Raw genomic sequence first — 14,014 nt, 5'->3', positions numbered from 1 at the left:
CTGCCGCGCACCGCGGACGGCGAGGACCTGCGCCGCGCGTTCATCCACTCGCCCGGCGGCACGATGGTGAACCTGGGCACCTTCGGCGGGAGGGAGAGCTTCGCCGTGGCGGTCAACAACACGGGAGTGGTGGTGGGATGGGCGAACGCCGCCGACGGCGTGAAGCGCGCGTTCCGGTGGACCGCCGGCGGAGGCCTGCAGGACCTGGGCTCGGCGCCGGGCGTGGCGAGCGAGGCCGTGGACGTCAACGACGCCGCGCAGGTGCTGGTAAGCGACGGCCAGCTGGGGGCCGTAATCCACTCACCCGGGGCCCCGCCGCGTGTGATCACGCATCCCGGCGGCTACGCCATCCGGCCCGTGGCCATCAACTCGCGCGGCGAGATCGCGGGATGGCTGTACATCGGCGGCGCGGAGCGCGCGGTCCGCTGGACTGCAGCCGGCGGCGTGCAGGACCTGGGAACCCTGGGCGGCACGAGGGCGGCGGCGAGGGACATCAACGACGGCGGCGACGTGACCGGCTGGTCGTGGACCTCCTCGACCAGCACCCGCGCGTTCATCTGGACGCAGGGCGGCGGGATGCGCGAGCTGGCCGGCACGGCCGACTACTACGGCGTTCCCGCCCACCACGGACTGATCATCAACAACAGCCGCCAGGTCGCCGGCACCGGGCGCAACCAGGCCATCCGGTGGGCCCCCGTCTGGACGGAGACCGCTCCGGAGATCACCTCCATCTCCCCCTACCTGGCCTACGAAGGCGCGGCGGTGCGGTTTACCCCCACCATCAGCAACGTAGACGGCGACAAGCTGACGTACGAGTGGACCTTCGGCGACGGGACCACCTCGAACGTGCCTGCGCCGAGCAAGCGGTACGACGACAACGGGCTGTACGAGGTCCGGCTGATCGTTCGCGATCCCGGCGGGCTGGCGGACACGGCCACGGCCACGGCCGAAGTTCGCAACGCCCGCCCCTGGGGAGGCTTCTACATGCCCGGCGCGGCGGTCGAGGGACGCCCGTTCACCCTCGGCTTCGGCTCGGTGGCGGATCAGGGGATCACCGACCGCGCGACGCTGACCGTGGCCATCAACTGCGGCAGCGGGTTCGGAGCCTACTCTTCGTCGCTCACGGGCACCTGTCCGGGGCGCCCCGACCAGGGGACCGTGTCGGTGAAGGCTCGCGTGAAGGACAAGGACGGGGCCATCCGCGAGTACACCGGCGAGCTCGCCGTTTCCAACGCGGTGCCCGTCGCCCAGCTCACCGCGACCAGCCCGACGACCATCGCCCCGGGCGGCAGCGTGGCGTTCGACGCCAGCTTCACCGACTCCGGCACGCTGGACGGCCCCTGGAACTGGCGGATCACCTGGGGTGACGGCGCGGTCACCCCCTGGACCAGCGCCAGCGCACAGGGCGCGCTTCCGGCCCAGGGCCACGCCTACGCGGCGCCGGGCACGTACACGGCGCGGCTGTGGGTGGTGGACAAGGACGGTGCGCAGCACGGGTCTACCCGGGTTACGATCACCGTGCAGTGACGCGTTGAGCCTGCTGGCGAAATCAGACGGCCGGGACGACGAAGAGGTCGTCCCGGCCGTTCGCCTTCCGTCCCGTGTCGAACGGAGCGGCGCCTACCGCTGATTGGTGTCGCCCGCCTCGTCGAAGGCGGCGAGGGCGGGGGAGAAGCCCCGCTCCTCCAGCGAGCGCCCGGGTTTGCGCGGATACACCCAGCGGGCGATCTCCGGCGCGAACCGCAGCCCCACCGTGCCCACCAGCGACAGGGCCAGGACGAGAAGCGCGATGGTGGCGCCGACCGCCTCCCGGTTCGCGGTCACGGCGATGCCGGCCAGCAGGATGGAGAACTCGCCGCGCGGGACCAGCGTCAGCCCCAGGGCAAGGGCGTTGCGCTTGGGCAAGCCGTCGCGCCGACCGATCCACATTCCCGAAGCGATCTTCAGCGCGGTTCCCGCCACCGCCAAGACCAGTGCGTACGGCCAGACCCCCGCGAATGACGCGGGGTCCAGCGACAGGCCGAATCCCAGGAAGAACACCGCCGCGAACAGCCCCTGCAGCGGGCCGAACAGCCGCTCGGCGCGTTCCTTGTGCTCCGTCTCCGCCAGCAGCAGCCCCGCCAGGAACGCCCCGATGGCCTCGGACAGCCCCGCCGCCAGCGCGCCCCACGAGAGCAGGAGCACCACGCCGCCCGTGAACAGCAGGAACAGGTCGTCATTGTCCAGGTCGAACACGCGGTCCAGCAGGCGCCGCCCGTACAGCGCCAGCCCCACGACGGCCGCGAAGAAGGCCACGGCCTTGCCCATCCCCCACAGCGCGGCCCCGGCGCTGGGCTCGGCCGAGAGCACGGCGCCGGAGAGCAGGGCCAGGAACAGCGCCATGAACAGGTCCTCGAACACGAGCACGCCCAGCGCCACCTCCGTCTCGGGGTTGGCCGAGCGGCGCATCTCGATGGTGCTCTTGGCGATGATGGCGCTGGACGACACGTAGAAGGCGCCACCCATCAGGAGCGCGCCCGTCCATCCGCCGCCGATCCACAATCCGCCGACGAAGCCCACGGGAAAGCTCACCAGCAGGTCGATGCCGCCGTTGCGGACGATCCGCCGCCGGTCGCGCAGCAGCGCGCCGACGGAGAATTCCAGCCCCATGAAGAACAGCAGCAGCACCACGCCGAGCGTCGCCAGCACCTCCACCAGGTGCGCGTCCACGTCCAGCGGGCGGATGGCCATTCCCAGCAGGATGAACGCGGGGATGACGGACTGCCGCAGCCGGTCGAAGAGCAGGCCGGCCAGCGCCAGGGCCGCCAGGACGGCGCCGGCGCCCAGGAGAAACTCCCCGTGCATCGCCTATCCGTCGCGGCCGGGCCCGCGCAGCAGGTCGCCGAAGCGCCCCACCTGCTCGCGGTCGCCCACCACCATCAGCGTGTCGTCCGGCGCGATGCGGTCTTCGGGCTGGGGGTTGGGTATCGCCTGGCCGTTGCGGAGGATGGCGATGACGCTGGCCCCCGTGCGCTCGCGGACCCGGGCTTCCAGCAGGCTCTTGCCGATCAGCGGCGAGCTGGAGCCCGTCTTCATCCACTCGACGGACAGCTGCGAAAAGACGACGTCCATCGACTCGGCCATCACGGGCTGGAAGAAGGCGCCGCCCAGGATCGCCCCCAGCTTGCGGGCCTCGGAGTCTTCCATGCGGACGGCGTAGGCCGGGTAGTCCTCGCCCCGCTCGAAGAAGTAGATCTCGCGGTGCCCCGAGTTGTGGATGATGATGGTGAGCCGGTCGCCGTCGTTGGTGGTGACGGCGAACTTCTTTCCCACGCCGGGCAGATCGTGCTCGCGGACGTCCATCGCTCGTGCGGGTCCGGGTGAATGGGGCGGCTTCGCTGGCGCGCGCCTGTCGATTCGCAATCTGCCCCGGGTTCAGGTTCCGGGCCAGACCCGGCCCGCGCCCGTTGTGCACATCGGCCGATTGTTTTATCGTCCGCGCAAGTCGTTCCGCACTACCGCACTCACGCACTTTCCCGCATGCCTGCCGCCAAGCGGAAATCCGCCAAGACCACCCGCAAGCGCAAGCCGACGCCGCAGCGGCTGCGCAAGCTGCTGGCGACCGAGTGGGGCTTCTGGGACCGCGGGATGATCCGCATCGCCGGCATCGACGAGGTGGGGCGGGGGCCGCTGGCGGGTCCCGTCGTCGCCGCGGCCGTCATCCTGCCGCGCGACTGCTGGATCGAGGGCGTGGCCGACAGCAAGAAGCTGAACGCCGATCGGCGGCTGGACCTGTATCAGAAGATCATCCAGACGGCGCTCGTCTACGGCGTGGGCGCGGCGTCGTGCCGGGAGATCGACCGCATCAACATCCGCCGGGCCACCGCGCTGGCCATGCAGCGGGCCATCGCGCGGCTGGGGGGAGCCGACCACCTGCTGGTGGACGGGCTGGCGGTGCCGGAGCTGGGGACGGAGACGCACACGGCGTTCGTGGGCGGCGACGGGTGCGTGCACTGCATCAGCGCGGCCTCAATCGTGGCCAAGGTGACCCGCGACCGGCTGATGGCCAGGCTGGCGGCCCGGTATCCGCAGTACGGGTGGGAGCGGAACATGGGGTACGGCACGCCCGAGCACCTGGACGCGCTGGACCGGCTGGGCCCTACGCCGCATCACCGCAGGAGCTTTCAGCCCTGCCAGTTCGATTTCGCCGACGAGCTTGTGACCGCCTGATGCACACCGAGCACCTGGAGAACGTTCGCCCCTCGTGGGTGGGTTTTGGATGGTTCGTGAGCGTGGCCGTGGCCTCGCTGGTCCTTGTGGCGCTGAACGCGCTGGGCCTGATCGTGGAGGGCTCTCGCTCCGCCGGGCCGTTGACGTTGGCGGCGCTGCTGGTGGGGTTTACGCTGGGCGGATTCTTTACCGGCGCGCGGGTGGGCGCGGCGCCCATCCTTCACGGCGTGGCGATGGGGCTGTTTTCCATCGTGGTGTGGCTGGTGGCCAACCTGGTGGGCGAGGCGCTGGACGCGGCCGCGTGGAACGACGTGTCCCCTGCCGTCGCCGCGGGCGGGCTGCTGGTGCAGATGATCGCGGCGGCCGTGGGCGCGCGCATCGGCTCGCGGGGGCGGCGGGCCGCGCTTCCGCGCAGGTCCTGAACGGGAGCGCTCCGCGTTTTCCTGCGTGCGCCGCTGAAGTCCTTGATCCGCGGAAATTTGTCATCCTGAGGCGCAGGCGCACGGCATTGGCCCGCATGCCGGACTTCACGCGGCGAAGGATCTAGCGTGGGGCACGTACAAGTCAGGGCGCGGCAGCGGTCTCCGTGACCGAGGCCTCGGCTGCCGTGGGGCCCTCACCCGTCCTCGCTTAGGCTCGTCCACCCTCTCCCACAAACAGCGTGGGAGAGGGGGTACACTTCGATGTTTCGGTGCGCTTCCATTGCTTCGGAGGCGCGCCGATTTGCGTTCTTGGGCGCCTTCGGTCAGGACTGGGTGCAGCCGAGGCGGGCGAAGGTGGCCGCATCCTCCTTCTTGCCGCCCTCGCTGGTGAGCACCAGCGAGCCGTCCGGCGTAAAGCCAATCCCCTCGCCCTGCTTCTCGCCGAGCGACTTCACGCTGACGCGGCGGGGGGCAAGCGGGGCCGATCCGATGAGCTCCGCAGCCGCGTAGATCACCACGTCGTCCAAGGTGCGCATGGCTACCCAGCGGCCGTCGGGGCTGGCGTCGGCGCCGGTAATGCGCTCGGAGCGCTTCACCTTGTCGGGCGTCACGTTGCGGGTGCGCTCCAGCGTGGACGGCTCGCCCGGTGCGGCGCTGACGGGGGCACGATAGACGGCGATGGGGCCCGTTTCGCCCTTGGTGACGATGTGGATGGCGCCGTTCAAGACGAACATCGCCTCCGCGTCTTGCGCACCGTCGGGATAGCGAAGGCGGATGGCTTCGGCCGGGGCGGACGCGGTGTCGCTCGGCGCGGGCTCGCGGACGCGGTACACGGTCACGAACGGCCGCTTGGCTTGGTTGTCGCCGATGTCGGCCACGAACAGACAGTTGCCGCCGGGGCAGGGGGCGCGCGAAACGTCTTCCCAGTCCTGCACCTGCGCGCCCGTGACGCGAACCGTGCCTGCCATGCGCCCCTGCGCGTCGATGGCGTACAGCAGCGGATCGCCGGAGTCGTTGTGCGTCCAGAAGATTCCCGCGTGGGCGCCGCTGACGGCGACGCCGGAGCTTTCGTGGACTTCATCGCCCAGCGGACGCGTGCCGCCCTGCGGGGTGCAGACCAGCGTTCCGCGGGAGGTGCGCGCCGCCTTGGCGCTCGTCAGTGCCGTCCGCACCTGCGCCGGGGGATCGCGCTTCACCACGGCCGGACGCTGCTCACCCCGCCCGAACTGGGCCGTCGCCACGGTCAGGACGATAAACGAACCGCACACCAGCGCGCCGAACTTGTAGATCCCCGTATCGTCCGCCATTCTCACTCCCAACCATAACTCTCTCCGGCGCGCGCGGTTGCGCACACCATCGCCGCGTGTCCATGCGAGGTTCGCGCCGGACGGCCGTCAGCAGCGTCGTGGCGCGTTTGTCAATCGTGGACCGCCTCCCGCCACGGCCTTACCTTTCTCTCCACTTTCGCACTCTCGCACTTCGCACTTTCGTACTGCCGTGCCGTACGCCGAAAAGATCGCCGCCGAGCTGGGGCTCCGCGCGCCGCAGGTTTCCGCCGCGCTGGAGCTTCTGCTCGCCGGCAACACCATTCCGTTCGTCGCCCGCTACCGCAAAGAAGCCACGGGCGAGCTGGACGAGGTGCACCTTCGCGACGTCCGCGACCGCCACGAGTACCTGGCCGAGATGGACGAGCGCCGCGCCGCCATCCTCAAGTCCATCGACGAGCAGGGCAAGCTCACGCCGCAGCTGAAAGCCGCCATCGACCGCGCGGAAACCAAGTCGGTGCTGGAAGACCTCTATCTCCCGTACAAGCCCAAGCGGCGGACGCGCGCCACCATCGCCCTGGAGCGCGGGCTGGGGCCGCTGGCGGAGCTGCTGTGGGCGGGGCAGACGAGCGACCGCGAGCTGTCGGCTCGCGCATCGTCCTTCGTGGACGCGGAGAAGGGCATCGCGGCGGCGGACGATGCGCTGGCCGGGGCGCGGGACGTGGTGGCGGAGCGGATCGCGGAGGACGCCCCCACCCGCCAGCACGTGCGCGACCAGGTGCGCGCCAAGGGCGTGCTGGAGAGCAAGGCCGCACGTGGTAAGGAGAAGGAGGTCAGCAAGTTCCAGGACTACTACGACTTCAGCGGGCCGGTGAAGGACCTGCCCAGCCACCGCATCCTCGCCGTTCGCCGTGGGGAGACGGAGGGGTTCCTCACGGCGCGCATCGTGGCGCCCGACGAGGCGATCGTGGGCACGCTGCGGCGGAAGTGGCTGGATGGGCACCGCGCGCCGGAGCAGATGGGGCTGGCGGTGGAGGATGCGTACCGGCGGCTGATCTCGACGTCGGTGGAGGTGGAGATCCGGATGGAGCTGAAGACGCGGGCCGACGAGGAGGCCATCGCCATCTTCGGCAAGAACCTGGAGGCGCTGCTCCTTCAGCCGCCAGCGGGCGGACGCACCGTGCTGGGCGTGGATCCCGGCTATCGCACCGGGTGCAAGCTGGCGGTCGTCAGCCGCACGGGGGCGCTGCTGGAGACCGGCGTCGTGTACCTGCACCAGGAAGACCGCGCGCGGCGGGAGCTGGCGCGGCTGATCGACAAGCACGCCGTGGAGCTCGTCGCCGTGGGGAACGGGACCGCGAGCCGCGAGAGCGACAAGCTGTGCAAGGACGCTGTCCGCGAGGTGTCGGTGGACCCGCGCCCGGCCGTGGTGATGGTGAACGAGGCGGGCGCGTCCATCTACTCCGCGTCGGACCTGGCGCGCGAGGAGCTGCCGGAGCTGGACCTTACGCTGCGCTCGGCGGTATCGATCGCCCGCCGCCTGCAGGACCCGCTGGCGGAGCTGGTGAAGATCGATCCCAAGTCCATCGGCGTGGGCCAGTACCAGCACGACGTGTCGCAGACGCGCCTGAAGCGGCGGCTGGACGAGACGGTGGAGTCGGCCGTGAACCGCGTGGGCGTGGAGCTGAACACGGCCTCGCCCGCGCTGCTGTCGTACGTGGCGGGTATCGGCCCCACCGTCGCGCAGCGGATCGTCGCGCAACGCGACCAGGAGGGCCCTTTCCGCTCGCGCGCCGAGCTGCTCAAGAAGGTCGCGGGGCTGGGGCCGAAGACGTACGAGCAGGCCGCCGGTTTCCTGCGCGTCCGCGGCGGCGCGCACCCGCTGGACGCGTCTGCCGTGCATCCCGAGCGCTACAAGCTGGTGGAGCGGATGGCGCGCGACCTGTCGGTAGACATGACGACGCTGGTGGGGAACGAGGCCGCGGTTTCGCGTGTGGACCTGTCCCAGTACGTGGGCGACGGCGTGGGCCTGCCGACGCTGGAGGACATCGTCGCCGAGCTCAAGAAGCCGGGCCGCGACCCGCGCGAGCAGTTCGAGGCGCCCGCCTTCCGCGACGACGTGCAGACGGTGGCGGACCTCAAGGAGGGGATGACGCTGCAGGGCACGGTGACCAACGTCGTGGCGTTCGGTGCCTTCGTGGACGTGGGCGTGCACCAGGACGGCCTCGTGCACGTGTCCGAGTTGTCCGACCGCTTCGTGAAAGACCCGGCCGACATCGTCCGCGTGGGCGACCGGGTGAACGTGCGCGTGATGTCGGTTGACGTGCCCCGCGACCGCATCGCCCTGTCGATGAAGTCACCGGGCGCCACGAAGCCCGGAGCCGGGCAGCGTCCCGCCGGGGCAGGGAAGCCGGAGCCGCGCAGGCCGGAGGCGAAGCCCGCTCCCAAGCCGGCGCCTCCCAAACCCGAGCCGCCAAAGAATGGCATCGCGGCAAACGGAATGCGGATCGTCACCAAACGCTGAGCGGCGAGCATCCTCGTATGTTACGGTACTTCGAGGCCTTTGACATTTACGCTCCGCACGTTTAGACTCGATCATCAACGCGTGTTAGAGAGGTTCGATGAAAACACGATCTTCGCAGAAGCCGAAGCCGAGCAACACCAGGCGACCCGCCGTTCCCCACGCCCCCGCTCGAGCGGTTCGCGAGGAGAAGCGTGCTGCGGACGAGCATGCTCGTTTCCTGGAGGCACAGGTGGAGAGCGGCTTGCAGATGCGTGAATTCATCGCGGAGCACTACAAGGACATCGAATAATCCGGTGTCAGACACGCGCTGTAGAAGGCCGGGAGGTGCTCTCCCGGCCTTCGCATTTCCACCTTCGTGGTTCGCACCCGTCCTCGCCACTCGCCGACCCGCTCTCGAACGATGCCGTCGGGACTCCGTTTTACCGAGACGACGCCCCGCCCCGCTGGGCACGTTTTCATTCTGCCCCACCGCGATGTGCCAGCGTCCGACGCGAAAGATCGCGGCTATGTCCTCCTGACGCGTTCGATACCGCCGGAGACCGCCACGCTGGCATTTCGAAGCTCCCAAGCCACCGAAATGAAGCAGTTCGGGGCACCGTGCCTTCCGCTCGCTACCGCGAGAGCGCCGTCGGGGCGCGCGGTCCGAGTGCGGGCGGAGCCGGCCACCTCGTACGTGTATCCGTCACGCCTGCTGTTTTGGCGATCGGAGCGCCTCCTGGCCTCTGCCGACGTTCTGACGCTGGCGATGAGGGCACTCCGAGAGCGCCTGAAGGTTGCGATGGGAATGGGGACAGGAATCCACGATTCGTCGCGGGGTCCCGAAACACATCGTGGGAAGCTCCTTCGCATGAGTGATGCGGGTGTCGCCCTGTTCGGCTTCCGATGGGCATTCGTTCTCACCGAACATGCGTACTCGCTCCAGGAGCGGTGGCAGATCGTGGCACCTGTCTTCGGGCCCGCCGCAGCAGTCCAGCAGCATGATGTTGCGGTTCAGGCTCCGCTGCCGTGGCTCGCGACCGTACAACCCGGGTGGAGATCCGCCGTGATCTCGGCGACTCTCGCCTGCAGCGTCTCTCATCTGGACGGGCACATTGAACGCGTGACAAAGACAACGATCGGCCACCCCGAGCTACAGATGCTCGAAGACCAACTCACCGCGCGGTTCGCGCTCCCTTAGTCGCGTGCTATCCCAAGCTGTTCGGAGCCGGGCGGTGTTCCTGGCCCTAGCGGGCGCGACGATCGTCATCGGGCTCGCGACCCGCCGGTTCCGTAGCTCGCTGCCGGCGGCGGTTGGGTTGTACGCGGGTGACGTGTTGTGGGCGACGATGGTGTACCTGCTGGCTGCGGCGATCTGGCCGCGTGCATCAATCCGGGGGCTTGCGGTCGGCGCGGCGGTGTTCGCGCTCGTCGTCGAGGTGGGGCAGCTGTACCACGCGCCGTGGATCGATGCGGTTCGCGCCACGCGCCTCGGCGGGCTGGTGCTCGGGTTCGGGTTCCTGTGGAGCGACGTGGCGTGCTACGCCGTCGGGATCGCACTGGCCTTGCTCATCGACCGGGTGGTCGCGCGTCCGCGGGTTGGCGCAATCGGCGGAATCGCATAGTTTTGCGGCGTGTGAGTCGACCGGTTCCCGTTTCAGGATGTACGCTGTGCTCAAGACCTCGCTGGACCGCCTTCGCGTCGTCGGGACGATGGAAGGCGCTTCGTTTCTGCTGCTGCTCGGCGTCGCGATGCCGCTGAAGTACCTTGCCGGAATGCCGCAGATGGTGCGCGTCGTGGGGATGATGCACGGCATCCTCTTCATGCTGTATGTCGCCGCCGTTGTCCAGGTGAGTGTCGAGTTGCGGTGGCCGCTGCGGCGGATTGTCGCGGCGCTGGCGGCTTCTGTGCTCCCGTTCGGACCTTTCGTGTTCGATGCGCACCTGCGCCGCGTCTCGGCTCCGCAGGCGTAAGCGCCCCCGCATCTCTCATCGTCCGATCTCCACAGGAGCCGCGGGATGACGCAGCTGCCCGTGTACATCGCCACCCGATACGTGCAGCCGCTGCGCGAGGGGGGCACCCTTCCCGCCGTGGTCGACACGGACGGCGGCGGGCTGTTCGTCGCCAAGTTCCGGGGCGCGGGGCAGGGCGCCAAGGCGCTCGTGGCCGAGTTGCTGGTAGGGCTGATCGCTCGCGCGGTGAACCTGCCCGTTCCCGAGATCGCGCTGATCGAGGTGCTGCCGGACTTCGGCCGCAGCGAGCCCGATCCCGAGATCCAGGACCTGCTGAAGGCCAGCGTGGGCATCAACATGGGCCTGCGCTACCTGGATGGCGCGTTCAACTTCCAGGCGGCGGCCGCGGGGGAGTTCATCAGCCCGGAGCTGGCGACGCGCATCGTATGGCTGGACGCGTTCACCACCAACCCCGACCGCACCGCACGCAATCCCAACCTGCTCATCTGGAATCGCAAGCCGTGGCTGATCGACCACGGCGCCGCGCTGTACGCCCAGCACAACTGGCCCGGCGTGGACGAGGCGCGCACCCGGACGGCGTTTCCGCTGATCAAGGACCACGTACTTCTCGCCATCAGCGGAGACCTGGAGGCGGCGGACGCGGAGATCGCGTCGGCGCTGGAGGAGCACGTGATCCGCAACGCCGTCGCGTGCCTGCCGGATGCGCTTCTTGAGGATCCCGCCATCGCATCCGAGTTCCCGGATCCTGAGGTGGCGCGCGCCCGCTACGCCGACTACCTGTGCACGCGCATCCGGGCGCCGCGCGCGTTCGTTGCGCAGGCCATCGAGGCGCGTGAGACGCTGCGGCGCGAGCCCCCCCGCCGCGTCCAGAGCCGCCGATGAGCGAACAGACTCCCTGGATTGCGTACAGCTTCGCGGTCCTGCGCGCGGTTCCGCACCCGCACCTGGGCACCTGCGTGCCTGTCGGCGTGCTGCTGCACGCGCGCACAGCGGGATTCCTCGGCATCCGCGTGGCGACGGATGCATCGGAACTGGCGGAACGTGTGGGGGACGTGGATGTGGAACTCCTCTCTCGCTACCTGCACACCCTAGCCGCCATCTGCAACGGGGAATCCGCCGGCGGGCCCGTGGCGCTCCTTCCGCCATCGGAGCGCTTCCACTGGCTCACCGCGCCCCGATCGGATGTGCTGCAGTGCGGCGCCGTGCATGGCGGGCTCTGCCGCGACCCCGCGGTCGCCCTCGCCGAGTTGTTCGATGCGCACGTGGCGTAGCGTGGCGGGCGGCGCGTCCGTTGGGGTTGTGCACCCGACCGGCGGATGCAATCCGCGCATGCGGACTTCGTGATGTTCCAGACGCGGGTTCAACCGCCATGGGGAGGGCCCGGGGCCGTGCACGCTCCACGTCCCGCACCGAGGCCCACGGGTTTGTGACCGCTGCCGCGCCCTGACGATTACGGCCGAGCTAGATCCTTCGCCCCGCGTGGTTTGGAGCGCGGGCGAGTGGGGTGCGCTTGGGGCTCAGGATGACAGGGTTGGGCGCGCACGGCCGGGGTGTGGGCGTGCTTTGGGTTTGGCGGCTCGGGCGGGTCTGGCGGGTCTGGCGGGTCTGGCGGGTCTGGCGCGGGGTGCGGGTTGGGGCTGAGGATGGCGGATTGCACGTCCGATGGCCCTGTGCATCCGACTAGCGGATGCGGTCCGCGAAGGCGGACTTTGGGCCGTTGTTGCTGCGGTTTCAATTCAACCGCCAGGGCGAGGCGGAGGGCGTGCACGGATTCGTCGGTGGAACTACAGTGCCGCAGCGAGGGGCAGGGAAGTAGCGGGTATGGTGCTCGCGGGGAGGCTGATGCAGAAGCGAGCGCCGCCGCGGGGGGCGGCTTCTACCCACGCGTCGCCGCCGTGGCCTTCCGCCACCGCGCGGACGATCGCCAGGCCCAGGCCCCCGTTCCGCTCCGGCTGGCCCGGCGCGGAAAGACGGGCGAATGGGTGCCAGATGCGCAGCCGGTCGCGCTTGGATACACCGTCGCCCTCGTCCGTGATGCTGATCACGGCCCGCCCGCCACGATCCACTCCGACGGCCAACAGCACGTGCTGCCCCGCCGCGCCGTGCTGGAGGGCGTTGTCCAGCAGGTTGTCCAGCGCCAGCCGCAGCGCTTGCCGATCGGCGTCGATCAGGAGGCCGGAGGGCGGATCGGCGTCGAGCACAATGCCGCGTGCGCGGAAGGCGCCGGCGGCGTCGGCGGCGGCATCCTCGATCAGCGCGCCGAGGTCCACGGTCGTGGGGACGAGGAGCAGGCCGGGGTTGGACAGGCTTGCAAAGGCGACGGCGTTTTCCACCGCGCGCGACAGGCGGCGGGCGGCGCCGTCGATGTTCATCAACGCACGCTCCTGCTCCTCAGGCGACGGTGTGCGGCCGGCGAGAAGCATCTCGGCCTGCATGTGAACCTGCGCCAGCGGCGTGCGGACCGCGTGGGCCAGCCCGTCCGCGACGGCGCGGCGGACGCGGCGCTCCTCGCGCTCGGCGCGGCGCTGAAGCCAGGCGCCAGCTCCCAGTCCGATCGCCGCGGCCGCGAGCGTGACCGGAGCCACCCAGCGGGGGAGCGAGCCGCCGGCCATCACCAGCGCCAGCGCGGCGACGGCGGTCAGCGCCGAGGCCACGGCCAGGACGCCGGAGCCCAGATGTCCCCCCACCAAGGACCGCCGCCGCGCCAGCCGCATCCGCCCCAGGTCCACCGTCAGCCCTGCCCGTACAGGATGGAGCCCACCGCGGCGCGCGTGGACACGCCCAGCTTCGACAGCACCTGCTCCACGTGGTTTCGCGCGGTGAAGTAGCTCACCGAAAGCTGCTTGGCGATCTCGGCGTTGCTGTAGCCTTCGCCCAGCAGCCGGGTGACGGCGATCTGCCGCGCCGTCAGTCCGAAGCGCTCGCGCAGGGCCTCGTCGGCGAGCGGGGCGGGCTTGGGCACCTCGGCGGCTCCGGGTGCGGCGGCCGGGGCGGCGGCGGCACGCGCGCGGCGCAGCAGCGCCGAGATGCGCGCCAGCAGCTCCATCACGCTGAACGGCTTGGTGACGTAGTCGTCGGCGCCCAGGCGAAAGCCTTGGAGCTTGTCGGCTTCCAGGCTGCGGGCGGAAAGGATGAGGACGGGGCAGGTGGCGCCGCGGGTGCGCAGCTCTTCGAGCACGCTGTAGCCGTCGCGGTCGGGAAGGCCGAGATCCAGCACGATCAGGTCGGGCTTGTCGCTGGTGGCCAGGGCCAGGGCGTGGGCGCCCTTCATGGCCAGCGACACCTCGTAGCCGTCCATCTCCAGGTTTCGCTGCAGCCCCTCGGCCAGGTCGGGGCTGTCCTCGACGAGCAGGATGCGGGACATTCGTTCCGGGATCAGTAACGGTTGATTGGATGCGCGGGCCTGATGCACGCGCGGTCGAATCGGATGGGAAGGTACGGGTGCGGGTCAGGGGCGGGCATGGGTCGGCTGACCTACGATGCACGCCGTCCCGAGACCGACGCCCACACAAAATCCTGTCATCCTTCTATGAGCCACGGTGTCAAGCCTCTGGCGCCCAAAAGGATGTAGTTGACAACGGGATGGCTCTCCGGAGCCGTCCCCAAGGGTTTTGGACGGCTCCGGAGAGCCATCCCCATTTTCC

At 69.9% G+C, this 14,014-nt stretch carries 13 protein-coding genes; 8 read left to right on the top strand and 5 right to left on the bottom strand.

Translation table 11 applies throughout. The annotated features are described in order from the left end of the window. The coding region (locus tag VIB55_RS18715; RefSeq protein WP_331878192.1) for a PKD domain-containing protein at nucleotides 1-1,527 on the top strand (1,527 nt) is incomplete at its 5' end. Between the two features lie 93 nt (nucleotides 1,528-1,620). Here VIB55_RS18715 and VIB55_RS18710 read toward each other — a convergent pair. Beyond that, entirely contained in the window at nucleotides 1,621-2,844 is a 1,224-nt protein-coding gene (locus VIB55_RS18710; RefSeq protein WP_331878191.1) for a cation:proton antiporter, read from the bottom strand. A 3-nt stretch (nucleotides 2,845-2,847) separates the two neighbouring features. Continuing rightward, nucleotides 2,848-3,342, bottom strand: a complete 495-nt coding sequence (locus VIB55_RS18705) for a cation:proton antiporter regulatory subunit (protein WP_331878190.1) — start codon at nucleotides 3,340-3,342, stop codon at nucleotides 2,848-2,850. 177 nt (nucleotides 3,343-3,519) lie between these two features. On the opposite strand from VIB55_RS18705, the gene VIB55_RS18700 reads away from it, so the two are divergent. Together VIB55_RS18700 and VIB55_RS18695 are read left to right on the top strand one after the other, a co-directional pair. Continuing rightward, nucleotides 3,520-4,209, top strand: coding sequence for a ribonuclease HII (locus tag VIB55_RS18700; protein ID WP_331878189.1), 690 nt, complete (start codon nucleotides 3,520-3,522; stop codon nucleotides 4,207-4,209). After that, nucleotides 4,209-4,631, top strand: coding sequence for a hypothetical protein (locus VIB55_RS18695; protein WP_331878188.1), 423 nt, complete (start codon nucleotides 4,209-4,211; stop codon nucleotides 4,629-4,631). The genes VIB55_RS18700 and VIB55_RS18695 overlap by 1 nt, the downstream gene beginning before the upstream one ends. A 323-nt stretch (nucleotides 4,632-4,954) precedes the next feature. On the opposite strand, the gene VIB55_RS18690 is transcribed toward VIB55_RS18695, so the two are convergent. Further along, a complete protein-coding gene (locus tag VIB55_RS18690) occupies nucleotides 4,955-5,938 on the bottom strand; it encodes a hypothetical protein (RefSeq protein WP_331878187.1) in 984 nt (327 codons plus the stop codon). A gap of 190 nt (nucleotides 5,939-6,128) precedes the next feature. Here VIB55_RS18690 and VIB55_RS18685 point away from each other — a divergent pair, with 190 nt between their 5' ends. The 5 genes from VIB55_RS18685 to VIB55_RS18665 all read left to right on the top strand — a co-directional run bounded on the left by VIB55_RS18685 (nucleotide 6,129) and on the right by VIB55_RS18665 (nucleotide 11,641). Further along, nucleotides 6,129-8,420, top strand: a complete 2,292-nt coding sequence (locus VIB55_RS18685) for a Tex family protein (RefSeq protein WP_331878186.1) — start codon at nucleotides 6,129-6,131, stop codon at nucleotides 8,418-8,420. Nucleotides 8,421-9,631: 1,211 nt separating this feature from the next. Beyond that, on the top strand, nucleotides 9,632-10,021 hold the full coding sequence (locus VIB55_RS18680; RefSeq protein WP_331878185.1) for a DUF2809 domain-containing protein: 390 nt from the start codon (nucleotides 9,632-9,634) through the stop codon (nucleotides 10,019-10,021). A 46-nt stretch (nucleotides 10,022-10,067) separates the two neighbouring features. Next, complete coding sequence (locus VIB55_RS18675) at nucleotides 10,068-10,370, top strand: DUF3817 domain-containing protein (RefSeq protein ID WP_331878184.1); 303 nt, start codon at nucleotides 10,068-10,070, stop codon at nucleotides 10,368-10,370. A gap of 45 nt (nucleotides 10,371-10,415) precedes the next feature. After that, on the top strand, nucleotides 10,416-11,252 hold the full coding sequence (locus tag VIB55_RS18670; RefSeq protein ID WP_331878183.1) for a HipA family kinase: 837 nt from the start codon (nucleotides 10,416-10,418) through the stop codon (nucleotides 11,250-11,252). Continuing rightward, entirely contained in the window at nucleotides 11,249-11,641 is a 393-nt protein-coding gene (locus tag VIB55_RS18665; protein ID WP_331878182.1) for a DUF3037 domain-containing protein, read from the top strand. The genes VIB55_RS18670 and VIB55_RS18665 overlap by 4 nt, the downstream gene beginning before the upstream one ends. Before the next feature lie 513 nt (nucleotides 11,642-12,154). On the opposite strand, the gene VIB55_RS18660 is transcribed toward VIB55_RS18665, so the two are convergent. Both VIB55_RS18660 and VIB55_RS18655 read right to left on the bottom strand, forming a co-directional pair. Continuing rightward, on the bottom strand, nucleotides 12,155-13,099 hold the full coding sequence (locus VIB55_RS18660) for a HAMP domain-containing sensor histidine kinase (protein ID WP_331878181.1): 945 nt from the start codon (nucleotides 13,097-13,099) through the stop codon (nucleotides 12,155-12,157). Nucleotides 13,100-13,101: 2 nt separating this feature from the next. Next, nucleotides 13,102-13,734: a response regulator gene (locus VIB55_RS18655; protein WP_331878180.1), complete on the bottom strand. Its 633-nt coding sequence runs from the start codon at nucleotides 13,732-13,734 to the stop codon at nucleotides 13,102-13,104. Between the last annotated feature and the right edge of the window lie 280 nt (nucleotides 13,735-14,014).

It is taken from the genome of Longimicrobium sp., assembly GCF_036554565.1.
Classification (GTDB): domain Bacteria; phylum Gemmatimonadota; class Gemmatimonadetes; order Longimicrobiales; family Longimicrobiaceae; genus Longimicrobium.
This window is presented reverse-complemented; position numbering and strand designations above follow the sequence as displayed.

What these genes read in the sequence shown, in the direction of transcription:
- VIB55_RS18655 (WP_331878180.1), bottom strand. Translation starts at nt 13,734, where the DNA reads ATGTCCCGCATCCTGCTCGTCGAGGACAGCCCCGACCTGGCCGAGGGG.
- VIB55_RS18670 (WP_331878183.1), top strand. Translation starts at nt 10,416, where the DNA reads ATGACGCAGCTGCCCGTGTACATCGCCACCCGATACGTGCAGCCGCTG.
- VIB55_RS18695 (WP_331878188.1), top strand. Translation starts at nt 4,209, where the DNA reads ATGCACACCGAGCACCTGGAGAACGTTCGCCCCTCGTGGGTGGGTTTT.
- VIB55_RS18705 (WP_331878190.1), bottom strand. Translation starts at nt 3,342, where the DNA reads ATGGACGTCCGCGAGCACGATCTGCCCGGCGTGGGAAAGAAGTTCGCC.
- VIB55_RS18700 (WP_331878189.1), top strand. Translation starts at nt 3,520, where the DNA reads ATGCCTGCCGCCAAGCGGAAATCCGCCAAGACCACCCGCAAGCGCAAG.
- VIB55_RS18690 (WP_331878187.1), bottom strand. Translation starts at nt 5,938, where the DNA reads ATGGCGGACGATACGGGGATCTACAAGTTCGGCGCGCTGGTGTGCGGT.
- VIB55_RS18710 (WP_331878191.1), bottom strand. Translation starts at nt 2,844, where the DNA reads ATGCACGGGGAGTTTCTCCTGGGCGCCGGCGCCGTCCTGGCGGCCCTG.
- VIB55_RS18665 (WP_331878182.1), top strand. Translation starts at nt 11,249, where the DNA reads ATGAGCGAACAGACTCCCTGGATTGCGTACAGCTTCGCGGTCCTGCGC.